Origin of the sequence: Pseudomonas sp. B21-010, from assembly GCF_024749325.1 — a bacterium.
GTDB classification, from domain to species: Bacteria; Pseudomonadota; Gammaproteobacteria; order Pseudomonadales; family Pseudomonadaceae; genus Aquipseudomonas; species Aquipseudomonas kilonensis.
Genome location: NZ_CP087198.1, coordinates 4947507 through 4968414, shown reverse-complemented (window position 1 = coordinate 4968414; position 20908 = coordinate 4947507). Strand labels below are relative to the sequence as shown.

Here is a 20908-nt window from a genome sequence, read left to right as displayed (position 1 = left end):
CATGCCGAATAAATATAGGCATGGTCGCAATGGCTGCCCATGTTGGATGTCAGGCGCCTGAGTATGTTTTATATAGGATTTCCCTTCCTTAAGTGAGTGGAAGGCAGTTTTAACAGTAAATAATTCAGTTACTTTCTATGAGTGAATAACTTTTCAATGGGCTGCCCATAGGTGGGTGGGGCGGTGAAAAGCGCATTGTTCACAGGGTTACCGAATTGTTAAGAAAGGTCATTCCTTCTCAGTAAAAAAATCCATGACACATTTTTTCTGCGGCGATTTGTAGGAGTTTTCTGTATAGCTTGTAGGTTCTGTCTCTCGGTGCGAGCGTTCAGGGGGGGGCAGCATGCCAAGGTAGAAATGACTAGGCTATTGTGCGTGCTCTAAAAATTCGAACAGCGAAGTTGGATTTGCCCATGAATAAAGTGCTGATCGTGGATGATCATCCCGTCATTCGTCTTGCTGTACGTTTGCTGATGGAGCGTCATGGTTATGAAGTCGTTGCCGAAACCGATAATGGCGTCGATGCGTTACAGTTTGCTCGCGAGCTTATGCCCGATATCGTCATTCTCGATATTGGTATTCCGAAGCTGGACGGGTTGGAAGTCATTGCCCGCCTGACGACCATTCCTTCACCCATGAAAGTGTTGGTGCTGACTTCCCAGGCGCCGGGACATTTTTCGATGCGCTGCATGCAGACAGGGGCGGCCGGGTATGTATGCAAGCAACAGGATCTTACCGAGTTGTTAAGTGCAATCAAGGCAGTACTGTCTGGTTACAGTTACTTTCCCAACCAGGCATTGCATACGGTGCGGTCGAGTCTGGGTAATGCCAGTGAGTCCGATATGGTCGATCGATTATCGGGGCGGGAAATGATGGTCTTGCAGCAACTGGCGCGCGGAAAGACCAACAAGGAGATCGCCGATGGAATGTTCTTGAGCAACAAGACCGTCAGTACCTACAAGACGCGCCTGTTATTGAAGCTCAATGCCCGTTCGCTGGTCGACCTGATCGAACTGGCGCAGCGCAATGGCTTGGTGTGAGTTTTCGGGTTACGCGTACTCAGTAAAAAGCCTCCATCAGGGAGGCTTTTACGTGTCAGAGGTCAAAGTCATAATCGGCCAATTGCTTCTGCAGACGGCGCTCTTCCAGCAGGTTATCAATGGTGCGGCGCTTGCTCAGGTTGGTTTTCGCCACTTCCACGACCACAGGTTCGACGTCGTCGGCCTCAGTGGCGATGAATTCGTCTTCTACATCCAGTTGTTCTTTGCCAGCACTCATGGGTTCGACTCCAGGCTAAGACTGCCATTGGCGCTCCTTATATCGATAAACCACGGGCGGGTAAAAAAGATTTTTTCAATCGATGGATCGATAAAAGCAATAGCGCCTCAATCGTCGGAGGTCTTGTGCTTGTATTCGCATAAATCTTCGATTCGGCAGCTGCCACAGCGAGGCTTGCGCGCCAGGCAAACGTAGCGGCCGTGAAGGATGAGCCAGTGATGGGAGTCCAGCAGGAATTCCTTGGGAACAAATTTCATCAATTTCTTCTCGACCTCCACCACGTTTTTGCCGGGGGCCAGCCCGGTGCGGTTGCTGACGCGGAAAATGTGGGTGTCGACCGCCATGGTCAACTGTCGAAACGCGGTATTGAGCACGACGTTGGCGGTTTTGCGGCCGACGCCCGGAAGGGCTTCCAGCGCTTCGCGCGTCTGCGGGACTTCACTGTCGTGGCGCTCGATCAGCAGGCGGCAGGTCTCGATTACGTTTTTGGCCTTGCTGTTGAACAGCCCGATGGTCTTGATGTATTCGGACAGCCCTTCGACGCCCAGGGCATGGATCGCCTCTGGCGTTTTGGCCACCGGGAACAGTTTGGCCGTGGCTTTGTTGACGCCGACGTCGGTGGACTGGGCTGACAGAATGACCGCGATCAGCAACTCGAACGGCGAGGAATAGGCCAGTTCGGTTTTCGGTTCCGGGTTGTCCTCGTGAAGGCGACGAAATATTTCCAGGCGTTTTGCGGCGTTCATGGGCGCGGCATTTCCTCAGCGGATGAATGGGGTTTGGCGGCCCTCCAGGCCTGTCGGGCCGCCAACAGCAGCCCGAGCAGAATGAACCCGCCAGGGGCGAGCAAGGCCAGGGGCAGGCCGCTGCCGATCAGCCCACGCACGGCGCCCAGGCTGATCATCAAAAGGCCAAACAGCCCGGCCAACCTGAGGCGTCCGGGCCAGCGAGAGTCAACGAAGAAACCCTCATGCTCCAGCGCAACGCAGCTCAGGGCGATCCAGCCAACGTAAAGGCTCAACGGTCGATACAATTCCAGTGCCCAGGCCTGGACGACAAGGCCAATGCAGGTGCTCAGGGTAGCGGCCAGCACGATGGAGGCGAGCTGCCGTTGACAGGCTGCCAGGTGTTGCCGGACAAGCCCCATTGCCAAGCCATGGCTGAAAAGAACCAAGGCCCAGGCCAGCCATAACCCCAGCGCGCCAACCAGCGAGTCGCTCGCGCCGACCAAGGGGACGAGCAGCAGGCCGTGTGTCAGTCCCCATGGCTTATTCATTGGCCGCCACCCCCGTCAACTGAGCCTTGTGCTCGTCGAAGTAACGCAGCGCATCGTGAACAGCCTGGAGGACCGCCCTGGACGTCACTGTCGCGCCTGCCAGTTGATCGAACTGGCCCTGGTCCCTTTTCAGGGCCCAGCCGCTGTCATCAGGTGCCTGGCGTGATGTACCCGTGAAGGTCTGCAACCAGGCGTTCGGCCAGCCGGCAATCGCCGCGCCCAATCCGGGTGTCTCGGATTGGCGCAGGGTCTTGACGCCCAGCAACCGGCCCTGTGGATCGATGGCGACCAGCAATTCGATGCTGCCTTCATAGCCCAGCGCCTGGCTACGCAGCAGCACGGCGCTGGGTTGGCCGCTGCGAGTCGCCAGGTAGCCACCCAGCAGCGTGCTATGGGCCAGGGGCACCGAAGTTGTGACAACAGGGTGCGCCAACGGCTGGTTATCATAGTGGTCGGTGGGCAGCACCTCGAGCAAGGCCCTGTTCGCCAGTGCTTGCTGCTGGGCCTCGATACGCCCGGCGGTGCCGAGGTGCGTGAGGTAAGTGGCACCGATACCCAGGCCGATCAACAAGGTCAGGATTGCCACGCCGATGGGATTGTTCATGTCAGTGGCCGCCGTTGTCGCGCCTCGGCAAACCGCTCCAGCGCCGGCACGCCGAGGTTCATCAGCAACACGGCGAACGCCACGCCGTCGGGGTAGCCACCCCAGGTGCGTATCAGATAGACCAGCAATCCCATGCCCGCGCCAAACAGCAGGCGGGCGAGAGGAGCCTTGGCACCCGAGACCGGTTCGGTCGCGATAAAAAACGCGCCAAGCATGGTTGCGCCGCTGAACAGATGAAACAGCGGCGAGCCATGGGAGTCGGAGCCCGAACCGTTCCAGCACAGCAGGCTGACGACGGACAGGCTCAGCAGCATGCCCACCGGCGCATGCCAACTGAACACCCGTTGCTGCAGCAGAAACAGACCGCCCCCCAGGAAGGCCAGGTTGACCCATTCGACACCCCGGCCACCGAAACGCCCGAACGCCGGATCGTTGGCGAACAGTTCATCGACGGTCAGGCTCGTGTTGATTCGCAGGCTGTCCAGTGCGGTCGCCCCGGCCCAGGCATCGGGCGCTGGATGAGCGCCGAATACCTGCTGCAAGCCTTCAGACAGGCCCATGCCATGGAGCGCCGGCCAGTGACTCATCTGGGAAGGAAACGCCACCAGTACCAGGGCGTACCCGAGCATTGCCGGGTTGAACGGGTTGCTGCCGACGCCGCCCCACAGGTGCTTGCCGAACAGCAAGGCGCAGGCGGCCGCCGTGACGGTCAGCCACCAGGGGCAATAGGCCGGCAAGGCCAGGGCCAGCAGCGTGGCGCTGACCAGCGCGCTGCCATCGCTCAGGTCGGGCCTGAGTGGCTGGCGTCGCAAGCGCAGCACCAACGCCTCGATTGCCAGCGCAGTGACGCCGGACAACAGCAGGTTGAGCGCCACGCCCCAGCCATGGAACCACAGCAACGCCAGCACGCCGGGCAGCGTTGCCAGCAACACTCGCGTCATTGCTTGGCGCAGCCGTTCGTCCACTGGCTCAAGAGACGGCATGGACGTCCACCTGGCGTTCGGCATCCTTCACCGCTTGTTCCAATGCCTGCAGTTGTTCATCCGATGCTGTAGCTGCCCGGGCTTTGCTGAGTTCGGCGCGGCGCATCGCCAGTTGGATCTTGGCTCGCTTCAGCTCGGCGTTTTGCGTCGGTGCAGGGGCTGGCGCGGCCGCGGGTGCGGGCGCGGCGTTTTCCAGTTGGCTCAGCGCCTGTTCGGCCGCTTCGAACTGGCGTTGCAGCACGATCAGTTGCGACTGCTGCTCGAAGGTTGGCGGGTGGCCGAACGCTTTCAAGGATTTATTCAACTGCGCCCGGCTCATGGCCAGGTCGACCTTGGCTTTTTTCAAGGCGGCATCGGCAGTGGCGGCTTTTTGCGCGCGTACGCGCTCCAGTGCGGCTTGCACGGGGTCGAGTGCCGGGTCCTGGGTTTGAGCCTGGGCCTGCGCCGCCCGTTGGGTTCGAGCCAGGCGTTCGGCCTGGCGCTGCTCTTCTTCGCGGCGCAGGCGCGCATTGCGTTGTTCAAAGCGGCGCCGGGCATGATTGCGCTTGGCGGTTCGCGCCTGCTGTTCTTCGACGCTGAAGGCCAGGCCGCCGACGATCGGCAGCACGTTTGCGGTCGGCAGAGGACGCATTTCGATGCAATCGACCGGGCAGGGCGCCACGCACAGATCGCAGCCTGTGCATTCGTCGATGAGGACGGTGTGCATCAGCTTGGCGGCGCCGACAATCGCGTCCACCGGACAGGCCTGGATGCACTTGGTGCAACCGATGCATTCGGCTTCACGGATAAAGGCGACTTGCGCCGGGGCCACGCCGCGGCTGGTGTCCAGCTCCAACACCGGTATTTTCATCAGCTCGGCCAGGGCGGCGATGGTTTCGCGCCCCCCGGGCGGGCATTTGTTGATCGGCTCGCCCTGGGCGATGCCTTCGGCGTAGGGTTTGCACCCGGGATGGCCGCACTTGCCGCATTGGGTCTGCGGCAGCAGGGCGTCGATACGTTGAATCAGGCTCATGTTTTGACCAGCCCACGCAATCCGAGAAAGGCCACCGCCATCAGTCCGGCGCTGATCAACTGAATCGGCAGGCCCCGAAAGGGCAGGGGAATATCGTTATTGAAGGTGCGCTGGCGCAGATCGTCGAACAGGCCCAGCACCAGCCAGAACCCCAGCCCGGCACCCAGGCTCAGGGCGATGGCGTGGCCCAGGCCTCGGTCATCCTGGCCGTTGAGTAGTGTGACGCCAAGTATGCCGGCATTACCCAGCAACAGCGGCCACAACCCCTCGAACGGCATTGCCGGCCGCCAGCGTGCCAGCAGGCGCAGCAAAGGGCCGATCAGCAACACGCTCAAGGACAGCCAGGCCAACAGGCGCAGCGAGACCAGGTTGGTCGGTGCCAGCAGCCCATGATCGATCAGGTAGCCCAGGGTGCCGACGATCAGCATCAGGCATGCCGTCGCCAGGCCCAGGGCGTGTACCTGCTTCCTGCCGTTGACCGCCAGCAGCGGATCGACGCCCAGCGGCCAGTGCAACACCAGGTTGTTGATCAGGGCAGCGCTGAACAGCGTGAGGACGATTTCGGTCATGGGTGTGTTGGCGACAAAGGACCTGTTACAAGATTAGGCATTATCCGGCACGCCGGGGGCGTGGGCCAGATATGAAAATCCCACAGCCACCTGCAAGGCGACTGTGGGATCGGTGCAGCAAGCGGTCGCGTTACTTGATCCGCTGGCCCGGCTTGGCGCCGCTGTCAGGGCTCAACAGGTAGATTTCCTCGCCGCCGGGGCCTGCCGCCATCACCATGCCTTCGGAGATACCAAAGCGCATTTTGCGCGGCTTGAGGTTGGCGATCATCATCGTCAACCGGCCTTCGAGCTTGGCCGGGTCCGGGTAGGCACTCTTGATGCCGGAGAACACGTTGCGTTGCTCGTCGCCGATGTCCAGGGTCAGGCGCAGCAGCTTGTCGGCGCCTTCGACGGCCTCGGCCTTGACGATCAGCGCCACGCGCAGGTCAACGGCGGCAAAGGCGTCGAAGTCGATTTCCGGCGACAGCGGGTCCTTGGCCAGTTCGCCGTTCCCGGCAGGCGCACCGGTGTCGGTCTGGCTGGCGGCCAGGTCTTCCTTGGAGGCGTCGGTCATGGCTTGCACCTTGGTCGCGTCGATACGGGTCATCAACGGCTTGAACGCGTTCAACTGATGGTTGCTCAGCAGCGTCTGGTGATCGTTCCAGGTCAATGGCGCGACGTTGAGGAACGCCTCGGCATCGGCGGCCAGCAGCGGCAGCACCGGCTTGAGGAAAATCACCAGTTGGCGGAACAGGTTGATGCCCAGGGCGCAGATCGCCTGGACTTCGTCCTGCTTGCCTTCCTGCTTGGCCAGCGACCACGGGGCCTTGTCGGCGATCCAGGCATTGGCGCGGTCAGCCAGGGCCATGATTTCGCGCATGGCACGGGCGAAGTCGCGGGACTCGTAGGCTTCGGCGATGCTTGGCGCGGCCGCCAGGAAGGCGTCGGTCAGTTCCGGCGCGGCATTGCCGGCGACCAGGACCCCGGCGTTGCCCTTGTGGATGAACCCGGCGCAACGGCTGGCAATGTTGACGACCTTGCCCACCAGGTCGGAGTTGACCTTCTGCACGAAGTCTTCGAGGTTCAGGTCCAGGTCGTCGACGCCGCGGCCGAGCTTGGCCGCGTAGTAGTAGCGCAGGTATTCCGGGGACAGGTGGTCCAGGTAGGTCCGGGCCTTGATGAAGGTGCCGCGGGACTTGGACATTTTCTGGCCGTTGACGGTCAGGTAGCCGTGGACATTGATGCCGGTCGGCTTGCGGAAACCGGCACCTTCAAGCATTGCCGGCCAGAACAGTGCGTGGAAGTTGACGATGTCCTTGCCGATGAAGTGATACAGCTCGGCGGTGGAGTCCTTGCCCCAGAACGCGTCGAAGTCCAGCTCCGGCGTACGGTTGCAGAGGTTCTTGAAACTCGCCATGTAGCCGATCGGTGCGTCCAGCCACACGTAGAAATATTTGCCGGGCTCGTCGGGGATCTCGAAGCCGAAGTACGGCGCATCGCGGGAAATGTCCCACTGCTGCAGGCCGGCATCCAGCCATTCGGCGATCTTGTTGGCGACGGCGTCCTGCAGGGTGCCGCTGCGGGTCCAGGCTTGCAGCATCTGCTGGAAGTCCGGCAGCTTGAAGAAGAAATGCTGGGAGTCCTTGAGCACCGGCGTCGCGCCGGAAATCGCCGATTTCGGGTCTTTCAGGTCGGTCGGTGCGTAGGTGGCGCCGCATTTTTCGCAGTTATCGCCGTACTGGTCTTCAGTGCCGCATTTCGGGCAGGTGCCCTTGATGAAGCGGTCGGCCAGGAACATTTTCTTTTCCGGGTCGAAATACTGGGTGATCGAGCGGGTGGCGATGTGCCCGGCGTCACGCAGTTTCAGGTAGATCTGGCTCGACAGCTCACGGTTTTCTTCGGCGTGAGTGGAGTGGAAGTTGTCGAAGTCCACCAGGAACTCGGCAAAGTCGGCGCTGTGTTCAGCCTGGACGTTGGCGATCAGTTGTTCCGGGGTGATGCCTTCCTTTTCTGCGCGCAGCATGATGGCCGAACCGTGGGCGTCGTCGGCGCAGACATAGATGCATTGGTTGCCGCGATGCTTCTGGAAGCGCACCCACATATCGGTCTGGATGTACTCCAGCATATGGCCGAGGTGAATCGAACCATTGGCATAGGGCAGGGCGCTGGTGACGAGGATCTTGCGTGGCTCGGACATGGGGCTCGGCTACTTGATGAAACGGAGGTCGGCCACTATAAAGCGCTGGCGGCTTTTTTTCACCCTTCGGGGCTGTTTCGGGATGCATCGTCTGGTAACAGCGTAGGCACAACCTGTGGCGAGTGGATTGTGGGAGCAAAGCTTGCTCGCGAAACAGGCGCCTCGATTTCTGAAAGACCGCATCGCCTGCATCGCGGGCAAGCCTTGCTCCCACACAGCGGGAGCAAGCTCCCTCGCCACAAGAGCGTTCGTCGCCCTTAATCGGGTCGCCACAAAAGCATGCGCGGCGTAGGATAGCGGCCTGTTTTCAAGTCTTGCTATCGGAGTTGCCCATGAGCGCCGTCAATCGCGCAGCGGTGGAAGCCGTCCTTCGCCAGTACACCGACCCTTATCTGAACCAGGACCCGGTCAGCGCCGGATGCGTGCGCGCCATCGACATCCAGGGCGATCGCGTCAGTGTCCAGCTGGAAATCGGCTACGCCGCCGACCTGTTCAAGAGCGGTTGGGCGCAGATGCTGCAAATGGCGATCGAGGCCCTGGACGGGGTAAGCGCCGCCAAAGTCGACATCACCAGTGTGATCGCCGCCCACAAGGCCCAGGCGCAGGTGCCGGGGCTGGCGAACGTCAAGAACGTGATCGCCGTGGCCTCGGGCAAGGGCGGCGTGGGCAAGTCCACCACTGCGGCCAACCTGGCCCTGGCCCTGGCCCGTGAAGGGGCGAAGGTCGGGATTCTCGATGCAGACATCTACGGCCCGAGCCAGGGCATCATGTTCGGTGTTGCCGAGGGCACCCGACCGCAGGTCAAGGACCAGAAGTGGTTCGTGCCGATCCAGTCCCATGGCGTGGAAGTCATGTCCATGGCCTTCCTGACCGATGACAACACGCCGATGGTCTGGCGCGGGCCGATGGTTTCCGGTGCCCTGTTGCAACTGGTTACGCAAACCGCCTGGGGCGACCTGGATTACCTGGTGATCGACATGCCACCGGGCACCGGCGATATCCAGCTGACCCTGGCGCAGAAAGTCCCGGTGGCCGGTGCGGTGATCGTCACCACGCCTCAAGACCTGGCCTTGCTGGACGCGCGCAAGGGCGTGGAAATGTTCCGCAAGGTCAACATCCCGGTGCTGGGCGTGGTGGAAAACATGGCCGTGCACATCTGCTCGAACTGCGGGCATGCCGAGCACCTGTTCGGCGAAGGTGGCGGGGAAAAACTGGCGACCCAGTACGGCGTCGAATTGCTGGCTTCGCTGCCGCTGTCGATGCTGATCCGCGAACAGGCCGACGGCGGCAAGCCGACGGTTATCGCCGAACCGGACAGCCAGATCGCCATGGTCTATCAGGAACTGGCCCGTCACGTGGGCGCGCGGATCGTGTTGCAAGAGGCTGCGTCACCGGCGATGCCGAACATCACTGTCAGCGACGATTGATCGGCTGAACTGCAATCCATGTGGGGAGCAAGCCTGTAGGAGCAAAACCTGTGGGAGCATAGCTTGCTCGCGATGACGGCATCACACCCAACATCTCTGTTGGCTTTAAAACCGCTATCGCGAGCAAGCTGTGCTCCCACGGGCTTTGCCCTCCACAGGCTTGCTCCCACATTTTGTTAGGCGGTGGGTTTAGATCCGCAACCCGCCATCCATCTCCAGGATCCGACCGGTGTAATAGTCGTTCTCGAAGATATACGCCGCCGAGTGCGCAATCTCCTCAGGCTTGCCCATGCGCTTGAGCGGGATCCCCGAGGTCATTTTTTCCAGGGCCTCGGGCTTCATGCCCAGGGTCATCTCGGTTTCGATGAAGCCCGGTGCGATGCCGGCGACACGGATGCCGTAGCGCGCCAGTTCCTTGGCCCAGGTCACAGTGGCGGCGGCCACACCGGCCTTGGCGGCCGAGTAGTTGGTCTGGCCGACGTTGCCGGCGCGGGAGATCGACGAGATATTGATGATGGCGCCGCTGTTCTTCAGCTCGACCATTTTTGCCGCCACTTCACGGGTGCACAGGAATACACCGGTGAGGTTGACGTCGATCACGGCCTGCCACTGGGCCAGGCTCATCTTGGTCATTTCGCCGTCCTTGACCTTGAGCAGCAGGCCGTCACGCAGGATCCCGGCGTTGTTGATCAGGCCGTGGATCGCGCCGAAGTCCTCGGCGACCCGGGCGACCATGTCGCTGACCTGCTCCTCATTGGCAACGTTGCACAGATACGCCCGGGCCTCGACGCCCTTGGCTACACACGCGGCAACTACCTGGTCGAGTTTTTCCTGGTTGAGGTCCACCAGGGCGAGCTTTGCGCCTTTGCCCGCGAGATACTCGGCCATGGAGCGGCCCAGGCCCTGGCAACCGCCGGTGATAATGATTACTTTGTCAGTGAGTTGCATGCTCATGTCCAGGTGGCGCAGCGATGGAGGGGACCTTTTGGGACGTCTCTCGATTGGCGACGGTGTAGCCCGGTTGCACACGAGAACTGTCCTATCGGTGTATCGGAACATTACTCCAGTCGCCTGACCGTTTTCTAGACGGATTTCATTAAAGGAGTCATAAGTTGAGCGTTGAAGCTGCCAAGCATGCCCGGGAACTGCTGCTCAAGGAATACCGTGGAGTGCTCGCCACTCATTCCAAATCCATGCCCGGCTTTCCGTTCGGCTCCGTGGTGCCCTATTGCCTGGACGAACAAGGCCGGCCACTGATCTTGATCAGCCGTATCGCCCAGCACACTCACAATCTGCAGAAAGACCCCAAGTGTTCGATGCTGGTGGGCGAGCGGGGCGCCGAGGATGTGCAGGCCGTGGGGCGCCTGACCTACCTGGCCGAGGCCCGCAAACTCGAAGACAGTGGCGCCATCGAGGCCGCCGCTGAGCGTTACTACCGCTATTTCCCTGACTCGCAGAACTACCACAAGGCCCATGATTTCGATTTCTGGGTGCTCGAGCCGGTGCGCCATCGCTACATCGGCGGCTTTGGCGCTATCCACTGGATCGACCAGCTCACCCTGGCCAATCCCTTCGCCGGCAAAGCCGAAGCCAGCATGGTCGAGCACATGAATGCCGATCACGCCAAGGCCATCGCCCATTACGTGGAATTGACCGGCCTGCCGAAAAGCGAACCGGCACAACTGGCGGGCATAGATAGCGAGGGCATGCACTTGCGCATTGGCCAGGGCCTGCACTGGCTGGCGTTTCCGACGCCTTGCAACACCCCGACACAAGTGCGCGAAGCCTTGGTTTATCTGGCTCACGCCGAGCAATGGCCAAAAATTGCGGAAGTCGACGCTTGAATTCACGAAAGGGCGACGTCATTTAGGGTTTCATAGCAAGGCATTCTTGCGTTGAGGAACCATTTGATGCGCCCTTTTTTGTTGCTCTTTCTGCTGTTCCCGGTGTTGGAGCTGTTCGTATTCGTCAAGGTCAGCGGTGCGATCGGGTTTTTCCCGGCCCTGCTGCTGGTCATTCTCGGCTCGATGCTCGGCGTGTTCGTGCTGCGTATCGCCGGCCTTGCCACGGCATTGCGGGCCCGTGAAAGCCTGAACCGCGGCGAGCTGCCCGCCCAGACCATGCTCGAAGGCCTGATGCTGGCACTGGGTGGCGGCCTGTTGATCCTGCCAGGCTTTATCAGCGACGTGCTGGGCCTGGTCATGCTGTTGCCGTTCACCCGGAGGCTGCTGGCCAATAAAATGCGCCAGCGCGCCGAAGAGCAGGCGATGCGTCAACGCGCCTTCGCCGATGACCTCCAACCCCGTGGCGGGCCGGCGCCGCGCGAGCCTGTGGGCCGCGAGCCCAACGTGATCGAAGGCGAATTCGAACACCGCGATTCCAAGTAAAACCATCAGCACGGCGCCTTCGGGCGCCGTGCTCGTTTTGGTGGCACGGAGTAAAAAATTTTCTGTCCCCGCCCTTGTAATCCACTTGTGCGCCCTTATGTAACGGTCACCGCAAGGTTTCCGGTGGTGACACCGGACAGACTTCCGCGGTTCGACTGACGAACCGCACCCGGCTCCGCCGGCTTTGTTAAACCCGCCGGGACTACACCGGCCGATGAAAACCAAAAATTAGGAGAGATCGACAATGAAGCTTCGTCCTCTGCATGACCGCGTCGTCATCCGTCGCAGCGAAGAAGAGAAGAAAACCGCTGGCGGTATCGTCCTGCCAGGTTCGGCTGCTGAAAAAGCCAACCACGGTGAAGTTCTCGCTGTAGGCCCAGGCAAGGCACTGGAAAACGGTGAAGTACGTGCGCTGGCCGTGAAAGTGGGTGACAAGGTTGTGTTCGGCCCTTACTCCGGCAGCAACACAGTGAAAGTCGACGGCGAAGACCTGCTGGTAATGAGCGAGAACGAAATCCTCGCTGTTCTCGAAGGCTGATTCCCCCGCCCATTTTCCCGTTACTACAAAGTATTTAAGGAATATCGATCATGGCTGCTAAAGAAGTTAAATTCGGCGATTCCGCCCGCAAGAAAATGCTCGCCGGTGTCAACGTCCTGGCTGACGCAGTAAAAGCGACCCTGGGCCCGAAAGGCCGTAACGTGATCATCGAGAAGAGCTTCGGCGCTCCGACCATCACCAAGGACGGCGTTTCCGTAGCCAAAGAAATCGAGCTGAAAGACCGCTTCGAAAACATGGGCGCGCAACTGGTCAAAGACGTTGCCTCCCGTGCCAACGATGACGCCGGCGACGGCACCACCACCGCTACCGTCCTGGCTCAATCGATCGTCAACGAAGGCCTCAAAGCCGTCGCTGCCGGCATGAACCCGATGGACCTCAAGCGCGGCATCGACAAGGCGACCATCGCCATTGTCAAAGAGCTCAAGGCCCTGTCCAAGCCATGCGCTGACACCAAGGCAATCGCTCAGGTCGGCACCATCTCCGCCAACTCCGACAACTCCATCGGCGACATCATTGCCGAAGCCATGGAAAAAGTCGGTAAAGAAGGCGTGATCACCGTTGAAGAAGGCTCGGGCCTGGAAAACGAACTGTCGGTTGTAGAAGGCATGCAGTTCGACCGTGGCTACCTGTCCCCTTACTTCGTCAACAAGCCAGAGACCATGACTGCCGAGCTGGACGGTCCGCTGATCCTGCTGGTCGACAAGAAGATCTCCAACATCCGCGAAATGCTGCCAGTGCTGGAAGCCGTTGCCAAAGCCGGCCGCCCACTGCTGATCGTGGCTGAAGACGTTGAAGGCGAAGCCCTGGCGACCCTGGTCGTGAACAACATGCGCGGTATCGTTAAAGTCGCAGCCGTCAAGGCTCCAGGCTTCGGCGACCGTCGCAAGGCCATGCTGCAGGACATCGCCGTACTGACCGGCGGTACCGTTATCTCCGAAGAGATCGGCCTGAGCCTGGAAAGCACCACCCTGGAGCACCTGGGTAACGCCAAGCGCGTGATCCTGTCCAAGGAAAACACCACCGTGATCGACGGTGCCGGCGTTGAGACTGACATCCAGGCTCGCGTTCTGCAGATCCGTCAGCAAGTGGCCGACACTTCGTCCGACTACGACCGTGAAAAACTGCAAGAGCGTCTGGCCAAGCTGTCCGGCGGCGTTGCAGTGATCAAGGTTGGCGCTGGTTCCGAAGTTGAAATGAAAGAGAAGAAAGCCCGCGTTGAAGACGCCCTGCACGCTACCCGCGCAGCCGTTGAAGAAGGCGTGGTACCTGGCGGCGGCGTGGCACTGGTTCGTGCCCTGCAAGCCATCAGCGAACTCAAAGGCGACAACGATGACCAGAACGTGGGCATCCAGTTGCTGCGTCGCGCTGTAGAAGCGCCGCTGCGCCAGATCGTTGCCAACTCCGGCGACGAGCCAAGCGTTGTGGTCGACAAGGTCAAGCAGGGTTCGGGTAACTACGGTTACAACGCTGCTACCGGCGAATACGGCGACATGATCGAAATGGGTATCCTGGACCCAGCCAAAGTGACTCGTTCGGCTCTGCAAGCGGCTTCGTCGATTGCCAGCCTGATGATCACCACCGAGGCGATGATCGCTGAAATCAAGGAAGACGCTCCAGCTGGCGGCGGCATGCCAGACATGGGCGGCATGGGTGGCATGGGCGGCATGATGTAAGCCAGCCTTACCCCGTAGCGAAAAACCCCGCCTGCGAAAGCAAGCGGGGTTTTTTATTGCCTTGTATTTGCCCAGCATTGAGCTGGACCCAGCTACCTCTGTGGGAGCAAAGCTTGCTCGCGATTGCGGTAGGTCAGCTTGCCAGGATGCTGAAGCTGCCATTGCGATCGCGAGCAAGCTTTGCTCCCACAGGGTTTGTCCGAGGCGCTTTCAGGCGTTGGCGGGCTGGCTCAACGCTGCGCGATCAGTCATGACAGCCGGTCGGTACAGGATGTAGTAGTAACACCCCAGGCAGATCAGCCAACAGAACACCGCTGTCCACACATTGTGGGAAAAGAAGTGCGCCCCTTGCATCATCCGCCCCAGGGAGAACACCGTTCCCAACGTGAAGGCGAATATCAGAGCCTGGCGGGCCAGGCGTGGGCGGCGGTCGCGCAGGACGAAGAACAGCGCAAACAACGTGAACCCGGTAGCGGCGTGACCGCCGGGCCAGCATCGACCGGGTTTGTCCGTGGCCGGGCGCGGGCTCAGCAGCTCACTGTAGGTTTCCTTGCCGCCGAACTCCTTCAGGCTCCAGGGGCATTGCACCGCCGTCACCGCTTTCATCGGCGTGACGAAGGACGTCGCCAGTGCCAGGGACAACACCAGGCAGCCCAGTTCGCGTTTGAATGGTTTGAGGCGGGCGATGAAGAACGAGCTGATGAATCCCAGGACCGCCAGCACGGAGAACACGATGACTGCCTCTTTGGCTCGATCGTGCAGGATGTCTTCCAGGAAAAAGCTATGGCGTCCGATAAAGGAGCCGGCGGCCGGGTCATAGAACAATCGGGCCAAATCCATGTCCAGGTCGGTCCACTCCAGCAAAACCAGAGTGATTGCCGCAACGATGGGAACTGTGAGGCACAACCAGAAGTTTAGCGGGCGAGGGGCAGGGCGTAGAACGCTTGATGACATGACAGGTCCTGAACAAAGAAAACGCCCCAGGGCATCAGCCTGGGGCAGTTCGATTAACGTTCGCTGATTTGCTCGGCACCCTCCTTGGGTGCTTTCCAGCCAAGCAGCTGTTGCTTGAAGCCATAACTGGCGGTTTGGTAATACGTGATGGCGCGGCTGATCAGCGGGTCTGCGCTGTCCGCCCGGGATTCGCGACTTTCGGTCAGCGCATCGTCATGCCGTCGCAGGCCCTGGCGTGGACTGAGGATTGCCAGGTCCTTGCCGTCGAACAGGCCCAGGTGCTGATAATTTCCTACGACGACGCGGGGTGGCAACGGGTTGTCCTGCAACAGGTCGCGACCAAAGAACGTCGATTGGTAATCCATGTTCAGCAAGCCGAGCAAGGTGGGTGCGAGGTCAATCTGACTGGCGAGTTGGCCGTCTTCTCGCGGTTCGATCAGCTTCGGCGCGTAGATGAACAACGGGATCTGATAATTGTTGATCGGCAGGTCTTCCTTGCCGGCGCTGCCGGCCGTGTGGTCGGCGACGAAGACGAAGATCGTGTTATCGAACCACGGTTTTTGCCGCGCCTGCTCCAGGAACTGACCGATGGCATAGTCGGTGTACTTTACCGCGCCATCACGGCCATTGCCGGACTTGATGTCGATCCGGTTATCCGGGTAGGTATAGGGACGATGGTTAGAGGTGGTCATCAACTGCAATAAAAATGGCTGTTGCTGGGCATGATTGGCATCGGCCAATTTCAACGTCTGTTTGTACAGGTCCTCATCGGCCATGCCCCAGGCATTCTTGAAGTGGATCTCGGATTCATCGACGCTGGTTTGATCGACGACCCGATAGCCATTACCGCTGAAAAACGCGTTCATGTTATCGAAGTAACCGCGCCCGCCATAGACGAACACGCTGTCGTAGCCGACCGCGTTCAACTGCTGGCCAAGGCTGGCGAAGCCGCTTTCCCGGCCAATGCGCTTGACGATCGAGCGTCCCGGGGTAGGCGGAATAGCCAGGGTGATGGCTTCCAGGCCTCGATCGGTGCGAGTGCCTGTGGCGTAGAAGTTATTGAAATACAGGCTCTGTTTGCGCAAGGCGTCCAGATTGGGCGTCAAGTTGCGTTGATCACCGTTGCTGCCCAGGTATTTGGCGCTGAGGCTTTCGATGGTCACCAGCACAATGTTCGGTTTACGGGCGGTGCCGGGGCTGTCGATCATTCGGCGGATGTCTTGCGGATCCTCACCGATGAAGCGCGCATTGGGCTCGCTCAGTTCAGTACGTATCTGCTGGGCGACGGTCGCTGGGGGCAGGCTGCTGTAGAACTGTCCGTAGTCCAGTTCGTTATTACGAAACGCCGCGAAAAACTGATACGGGCCGTTGCTCGCCAGTTCGTTCTGGTAGGCGTTGCCGCCCTGGGCACGCGGTGCATCCTGGCTGAGCCATTGCAGGCTCAGGCCAGCGACAGCCAACAGGCCTAATGCATTGAGCAGACGTCCGCGCAAGGGCGGCAATGGGGCGGCCAACGCGGCATTGAACGGTTTGCCCAACGCCAGGCTCAAGCCCACGGCCAGTACCGCAAGAGTCGTCAACAGGGTGCCGATTGGATACGATTCCAGCACGTTGTTCAGCACTTCATCGGAATAGACCAGGTAGTCGACAGCGATGAAATTGAAACGTACGCCGAACTCGTCCCAGAACAGCCATTCGGCGACCGAGGTGAACAGCATGACGAACACGCTGACCGTCAGCAGCCCGCGAAGAAACCAGCGGTGACCGCGACGGTGCCATAGGGCTGGAGGGCAAAGCAGCAGATACAGCCCCATCGGCAGGATGGCATAGGCGAGGAACCCCAGGTCATACAGCAGCCCGGTGCCAAACACGGAAAACGCGATGCCTCCGGCCTCATCCAAGTGAGTGAGCAGCAGAACGGTTCGGGTCAGGATAAACACTGCCAGCCAGACGCTGGTGACCAGCAGCAGAAAGCGCATGGGCGCCGCTTTGATAAAGTCCATTTACTACTTTCCTTATATATCAATCCGATAGCGCGAGAGTCTTGCTCCCTCACTGTAGTCAGGTTGTGAATCGATAGTGAAAAAACCATTAAAAGCTGACGTATGGTAGGCGTCAATTTTCCGCCGTCTCCAGCTCTAGCCCTGAATCGGCATTGGCCGTAAGCTGCGCGGGCCAAGATGGCCGTTAACTGTGTACACAGAGGTGCCCATGCGAATTCTATTGGTCGAAGACAACCGCGATATCCTGGCCAACCTGGCCGATTACCTGGGGCTCAAGGGCTACACCGTCGATTGTGCCCAGGACGGTTTGTCGGGGTTGCACCTGGCCGCGACCGAACACTACGACCTGATCGTGCTCGACATCATGCTGCCGGGCATCGACGGCTACACCTTGTGCAAGCGCCTGCGCGAAGACGCCCGGCTCGATACGCCGGTGATCATGCTCACCGCGCGGGACCAGTTGGACGACCGGCTGCAGGGCTTCAAGTCCGGGGCTGACGATTACCTGGTCAAGCCCTTTGCCTTGTCGGAGCTGGCGGCGCGGATCGAAGCCGTCATGCGTCGGTCCCAGGGTGGTGGTCGCCGTGCCTTGCAGGTCGGTGACCTGAGCTACGACCTCGACACCCTGGAAGTTACGCGTGAAGGCAAGCTGCTCAAGCTCAACCCTGTGGGCCTCAAGCTGCTGGCGGTACTGATGCAGAAAAGCCCTCACGTGCTGCGCCGCGAAATCCTCGAAGAAGCGTTGTGGGGCGATGATTGCCCGGACAGCGACAGCCTGCGCAGCCATGTCCACCAACTGCGCCAGGTCATCGACAAACCGTTCGAAAAACAGCTGCTGCATACAGTGCACGGCGTTGGTTACCGCTTGACCGAGGGCCGTGATGGAGTTTAAGCAAAGCCTTGCCCAACGGATCATCATCGCGTTTGCACTGATGAGTGCGTTGGTGGCGGGTGCTTTTGCCCTGGGCATCATCGCGACGGTCCATCTGGTTGAAGAGAAATTGATTTCCGCCGGACTGGGCGGGGACCTGCAACGCCTGTTGCTGATGGACAGTGTTTCCGACTGGAGCCATCGCCCAGAGCCCGACCAGTTGTTTTATTTCAGCGGCGGCCCGGGGGACTTCGAGTTGCCCAAGGATTTGCGCCATCTGGAGCGCGGTTTCCACGAGGTGTTCCGCGAGCAGCTGTCCTATCACGCCATGGTCGAGATCGTTGACGGCCGGCATTACGTGTTGCTGCAGGACCAGAGCGACTTCGAAGAGCGCGAACGGGTGCTGTTCGCTGTGGTGCTGGTGGGCTTTGTGCTCAGCCTGGCACTGGCGGTATTTTTGGGCTGGGTCCTGGCACGCCGGGTAATGGCGCCGGTGGTTCGCCTGGCCCGGCAAGTGCGCCACCGCGACCAGCTCCTGGGCCTGGCTCCGCCGCTGGCTCCAGATTATGCCGCCGATGAAGTGGGTGAACTGGCCGTGGCGTTCGACGCAACACTGGGGCGCTTGCGCCAGGCCCTGACCCGTGAACGATTGTTCACCAGCGACGTGAGCCACGAATTGCGCACACCGTTGATGGTCTTGGCGACCTCCTGTGAATTGCTGTTGGAAAATCCGGCATTGGACCAGCGTGGTCGCACCCAGGTCGAGCGCATCAACAGGGCCAGTGAAGAGATGCGCGAACTGGTGCAGACCTTCCTGATGCTCGCCAGGGCCCAGCGCGAAGACAACGGCATGTCGCCTCGGCGGAACCTTGCACAGGTGGCTGAAAATCTCCTCGGAGTATGGCGCGGCTCCATCGAATCCAAAGGCCTGACGCTGATCTTCGAACCGGGGCAAACCCTGGACACCCTGTATAACGCCACGTTCCTGACCGCCGTCATGGGCAACCTGCTGCGAAATGCCTTGCACTACACCGACCAGGGGTTCATCCGTCTCTCGTTGTCTGCGACCGGCTTCGTGGTCGAGGACAGCGGCGTGGGCATCCCGGAGGAGAAGCGCGAGGCGATGTTCGAGCCATTCGTGCGCGGCAATGAAAAGCGTGGCGAGGGGTTGGGGTTGGGACTGTCACTGGTGCAACGGATTTGCGAGAACCAGGGCTGGACGGTGAGTCTCAGCACGATGGAACCCAACGGTTGCCATTTCGAGGTGGAGTTGAATCCGAAGGTGTGATCGTTTAGCTTGGAAAAATCTTGTAAAAATTCGGTCATTTACATGACGAATTTTTCACAAAGTGATGACCTGACCCTGACATAGCAATTCATAAGGTGGGGGCTATTCAGACATGGAGGCCCCCACCAATGCCCGACCCGATCAAACTCGATTTTTCCGAGAAATACGACGAGCAGCACGCCAAGAAGTATTTTCATAAGCATCGAGGCAGCTTGAGTCGCCGTCTTTCCAACCTACGAGACCAGCAACTGGCCCGCCGCGCATTGGCACTGGTGGGTGATCCAGGCCTGGTATTGGATTTGCCATGCGGTGCCGGGCGATTCTGGTCTTTGTTGGCCGAAAAACCGAACCGGGTCATCATCGGCGCGGACAATTCCGAGGCCATGCTCAAGACCGCAATGGAGGCTCAACCGGCCGATGTGGTGAAACGGGTACAACCCTTGCACACTTCTGCGTTCGACATTGCCTTGCCTGATAACGCCGTCGACAGCATTTTTTGCATGCGCCTGTTGCATCACATCGGTGAACCCGCGCACCGACTGGCGATTCTTAGGGAATTCCACCGTGTCAGCCGCGACAGCGTGCTCGTTTCGTTATGGGTCGATGGCAATTTCAAGGCCTGGAAACGCAAGCGCCAGGAACGCACTCGTGGGCAAAAAGACTACCAGAATCGATTTGTGTTACCGGTTGCTACAGTAGAGGAGGAGTTTCGGCAGGCAGGGTTTCGCATTCAGGAACGACTGGATTTTCTACCGCTCTATGCCATGTGGCGAGTTTATGTATTACGCAAGAGGTAAAGGCATGGGTGTACAGGCAGCAGAACCATCGACGATTCTTCTCGACGACTTCGAACACTTCTGGAGTCAGCAGGGTGAGTGGGTGGAAGAACCTAATGTGCGTCGCGGCGGTGAAAGCGGCGTACAGCGGATCAAGAGCAAGGACGGCAAGCTGCTTTATGCCAAGCGTCAGACCGGACATATTTATCGCAGCTGGTTGCACCCGTTCGGTAGACCGACCGTGCTGCGCGAGCAAGACGCACTCCTGGCGTTGACCCGACTGGGTGTTCGCGTGCCCCAGCTCATTTTCTGTGGCGCCCAACGGGACCCGGTTCACAAATGGCGTGCGCTGCTGGTAACCCAGGCGCTGGAAGGTTTTGAAGAGATCGAGCACTGGTATGCCGGCGGTGGCCGCGAGCGCCATGGCGAAGCCGTGCATGATCAAATCCTCCTGGCACTGGCTGAAAACCTGGCCCGCATGCACAAGGGCCGTTGGCAACATGGCTGTATCTACATCAAGCACGTCTTTGTGCGCGTGACCGGGGAGGGCGAGGCGGCCAAGGCCGAAGTGGCTTTGCTCGATTTTGAAAAGTGTCGCCAGCGTCTGACCGCCCAACGTGCGGCATCCCATGACCTGAAGCAGTTGCGGCGCCACTCGTCGTTCAGCGAGGCTGACTGGAAAAAACTGGTCTACTTTTACGAGGCGGCGTTTGGCAGCGCTATCAAAGGTTTATAGCGATGAAACTAGAAATTGCTAGAGGTTTGTTTTTAGTCGGAGCCCTGGCAGTTGCATCGATGGCGGTGGCTGTGTGGGAGCAGCCACGCTCGCAGATCCTCAGTGCCTCCAATGCGGGTGCGCATTGTCCTTTGCCGCGTGTGGCAAAGGTCAGCGAGACGATCCGACCGGATAATGACCTGCTGCTGTTCATGTTCAGCCTGTCCCAGGGGATGAGGCCGCAAAGTTGAGAGACATGAAGCCAAAATAAAGGCCTCGCTTGTGCGAGGCCTTTATTTTTTGACTGCAGAAAAACCATTGTGGCGAGGGGATTTTGTGGGAGCAAAGCTTGCTCGC

22 protein-coding genes are annotated in these 20908 nt (G+C 59.9%); 11 read left to right on the top strand and 11 right to left on the bottom strand.

Translation table 11 applies throughout. The features are described 5' to 3' along the window. Window positions 1-413: 413 nt before the first annotated feature. Window positions 414-1040, top strand: a complete 627-nt coding sequence (locus LOY50_RS22050; RefSeq protein WP_057452503.1) for a response regulator transcription factor — start codon at window positions 414-416, stop codon at window positions 1038-1040. Between the two features lie 55 nt (window positions 1041-1095). On the opposite strand, the gene LOY50_RS22045 is transcribed toward LOY50_RS22050, so the two are convergent. The 8 genes from LOY50_RS22045 to metG all read right to left on the bottom strand — a co-directional run bounded on the left by LOY50_RS22045 (window position 1096) and on the right by metG (window position 7898). Beyond that, complete coding sequence (locus LOY50_RS22045) at window positions 1096-1278, bottom strand: PA3496 family putative envelope integrity protein (RefSeq protein ID WP_214509446.1); 183 nt, start codon at window positions 1276-1278, stop codon at window positions 1096-1098. Window positions 1279-1385: 107 nt separating this feature from the next. Next, window positions 1386-2024, bottom strand: coding sequence for an endonuclease III (gene nth / locus LOY50_RS22040; RefSeq protein WP_253477443.1), 639 nt, complete (start codon window positions 2022-2024; stop codon window positions 1386-1388). Continuing rightward, window positions 2021-2554, bottom strand: a complete 534-nt coding sequence (locus LOY50_RS22035; protein ID WP_258689190.1) for an Rnf-Nqr domain containing protein — start codon at window positions 2552-2554, stop codon at window positions 2021-2023. Before LOY50_RS22035 ends, nth begins: the two co-directional genes overlap by 4 nt. Next, complete coding sequence (locus tag LOY50_RS22030; RefSeq protein ID WP_258689188.1) at window positions 2547-3158, bottom strand: RnfABCDGE type electron transport complex subunit G; 612 nt, start codon at window positions 3156-3158, stop codon at window positions 2547-2549. Before LOY50_RS22030 ends, LOY50_RS22035 begins: the two co-directional genes overlap by 8 nt. Beyond that, window positions 3155-4141 carry an RnfABCDGE type electron transport complex subunit D gene (locus tag LOY50_RS22025; protein WP_258689186.1) on the bottom strand — a complete coding sequence of 329 codons (987 nt, stop codon included), beginning with the start codon at window positions 4139-4141 and terminating at the stop codon, window positions 3155-3157. Before LOY50_RS22025 ends, LOY50_RS22030 begins: the two co-directional genes overlap by 4 nt. After that, window positions 4128-5153 carry an electron transport complex subunit RsxB gene (gene rsxB / locus LOY50_RS22020; RefSeq protein ID WP_258689184.1) on the bottom strand — a complete coding sequence of 342 codons (1026 nt, stop codon included), beginning with the start codon at window positions 5151-5153 and terminating at the stop codon, window positions 4128-4130. The genes LOY50_RS22025 and rsxB overlap by 14 nt, the downstream gene beginning before the upstream one ends. Beyond that, window positions 5150-5722 carry an Rnf-Nqr domain containing protein gene (locus LOY50_RS22015; protein WP_258689183.1) on the bottom strand — a complete coding sequence of 191 codons (573 nt, stop codon included), beginning with the start codon at window positions 5720-5722 and terminating at the stop codon, window positions 5150-5152. The genes rsxB and LOY50_RS22015 overlap by 4 nt, the downstream gene beginning before the upstream one ends. Window positions 5723-5852: 130 nt before the next feature. After that, entirely contained in the window at window positions 5853-7898 is a 2046-nt protein-coding gene (gene metG, locus LOY50_RS22010; RefSeq protein WP_014339867.1) for a methionine--tRNA ligase, read from the bottom strand. A gap of 332 nt (window positions 7899-8230) precedes the next feature. Here metG and apbC point away from each other — a divergent pair, with 332 nt between their 5' ends. Then, a complete protein-coding gene (gene apbC, locus LOY50_RS22005) occupies window positions 8231-9325 on the top strand; it encodes an iron-sulfur cluster carrier protein ApbC (protein WP_253477422.1) in 1095 nt (364 codons plus the stop codon). Between the two features lie 189 nt (window positions 9326-9514). Here apbC and LOY50_RS22000 read toward each other — a convergent pair whose 3' ends face one another. Then, window positions 9515-10273 (bottom strand): SDR family oxidoreductase, encoded by a 759-nt coding sequence (locus LOY50_RS22000; RefSeq protein ID WP_253477419.1) that lies wholly within the window; start codon window positions 10271-10273, stop codon window positions 9515-9517. A 164-nt stretch (window positions 10274-10437) separates the two neighbouring features. Between LOY50_RS22000 and LOY50_RS21995 the strand changes: the two genes are divergently transcribed. From LOY50_RS21995 to groL, 4 genes are all read left to right on the top strand, one after another. After that, window positions 10438-11169 (top strand): HugZ family protein, encoded by a 732-nt coding sequence (locus LOY50_RS21995; RefSeq protein WP_258689182.1) that lies wholly within the window; start codon window positions 10438-10440, stop codon window positions 11167-11169. A 66-nt stretch (window positions 11170-11235) separates the two neighbouring features. Next, window positions 11236-11712, top strand: coding sequence for an FxsA family protein (locus LOY50_RS21990; protein WP_014339863.1), 477 nt, complete (start codon window positions 11236-11238; stop codon window positions 11710-11712). 244 nt (window positions 11713-11956) lie between these two features. Next, window positions 11957-12250 (top strand): co-chaperone GroES, encoded by a 294-nt coding sequence (locus LOY50_RS21985; RefSeq protein WP_003204913.1) that lies wholly within the window; start codon window positions 11957-11959, stop codon window positions 12248-12250. A 50-nt stretch (window positions 12251-12300) separates the two neighbouring features. Then, entirely contained in the window at window positions 12301-13944 is a 1644-nt protein-coding gene (gene groL / locus LOY50_RS21980) for a chaperonin GroEL (protein WP_014339862.1), read from the top strand. Window positions 13945-14154: 210 nt separating this feature from the next. Here groL and LOY50_RS21975 read toward each other — a convergent pair whose 3' ends face one another. Both LOY50_RS21975 and LOY50_RS21970 read right to left on the bottom strand, forming a co-directional pair. Next, the gene (locus tag LOY50_RS21975; RefSeq protein WP_258689179.1) at window positions 14155-14898 is read right to left on the bottom strand and encodes a phosphatase PAP2 family protein; all 744 of its coding nucleotides are present in this window, start codon (window positions 14896-14898) and stop codon (window positions 14155-14157) included. A 53-nt stretch (window positions 14899-14951) separates the two neighbouring features. After that, a complete protein-coding gene (locus LOY50_RS21970) occupies window positions 14952-16901 on the bottom strand; it encodes an LTA synthase family protein (RefSeq protein ID WP_253477414.1) in 1950 nt (649 codons plus the stop codon). 208 nt (window positions 16902-17109) lie between these two features. On the opposite strand from LOY50_RS21970, the gene colR reads away from it, so the two are divergent. The 5 genes from colR to LOY50_RS21945 all read left to right on the top strand — a co-directional run bounded on the left by colR (window position 17110) and on the right by LOY50_RS21945 (window position 20802). Continuing rightward, window positions 17110-17793 carry a two-component system response regulator ColR gene (colR, locus tag LOY50_RS21965; protein ID WP_214509458.1) on the top strand — a complete coding sequence of 228 codons (684 nt, stop codon included), beginning with the start codon at window positions 17110-17112 and terminating at the stop codon, window positions 17791-17793. Next, window positions 17783-19060, top strand: a complete 1278-nt coding sequence (locus LOY50_RS21960) for a HAMP domain-containing sensor histidine kinase (protein ID WP_214509459.1) — start codon at window positions 17783-17785, stop codon at window positions 19058-19060. The genes colR and LOY50_RS21960 overlap by 11 nt, the downstream gene beginning before the upstream one ends. A gap of 128 nt (window positions 19061-19188) precedes the next feature. Continuing rightward, window positions 19189-19857, top strand: coding sequence for a class I SAM-dependent methyltransferase (locus tag LOY50_RS21955; protein ID WP_258689178.1), 669 nt, complete (start codon window positions 19189-19191; stop codon window positions 19855-19857). 4 nt (window positions 19858-19861) lie between these two features. After that, entirely contained in the window at window positions 19862-20572 is a 711-nt protein-coding gene (locus tag LOY50_RS21950) for a lipopolysaccharide kinase InaA family protein (protein ID WP_214509461.1), read from the top strand. A gap of 2 nt (window positions 20573-20574) precedes the next feature. Continuing rightward, window positions 20575-20802: a hypothetical protein gene (locus LOY50_RS21945; RefSeq protein ID WP_214509462.1), complete on the top strand. Its 228-nt coding sequence runs from the start codon at window positions 20575-20577 to the stop codon at window positions 20800-20802. Window positions 20803-20908 lie beyond the last annotated feature (106 nt).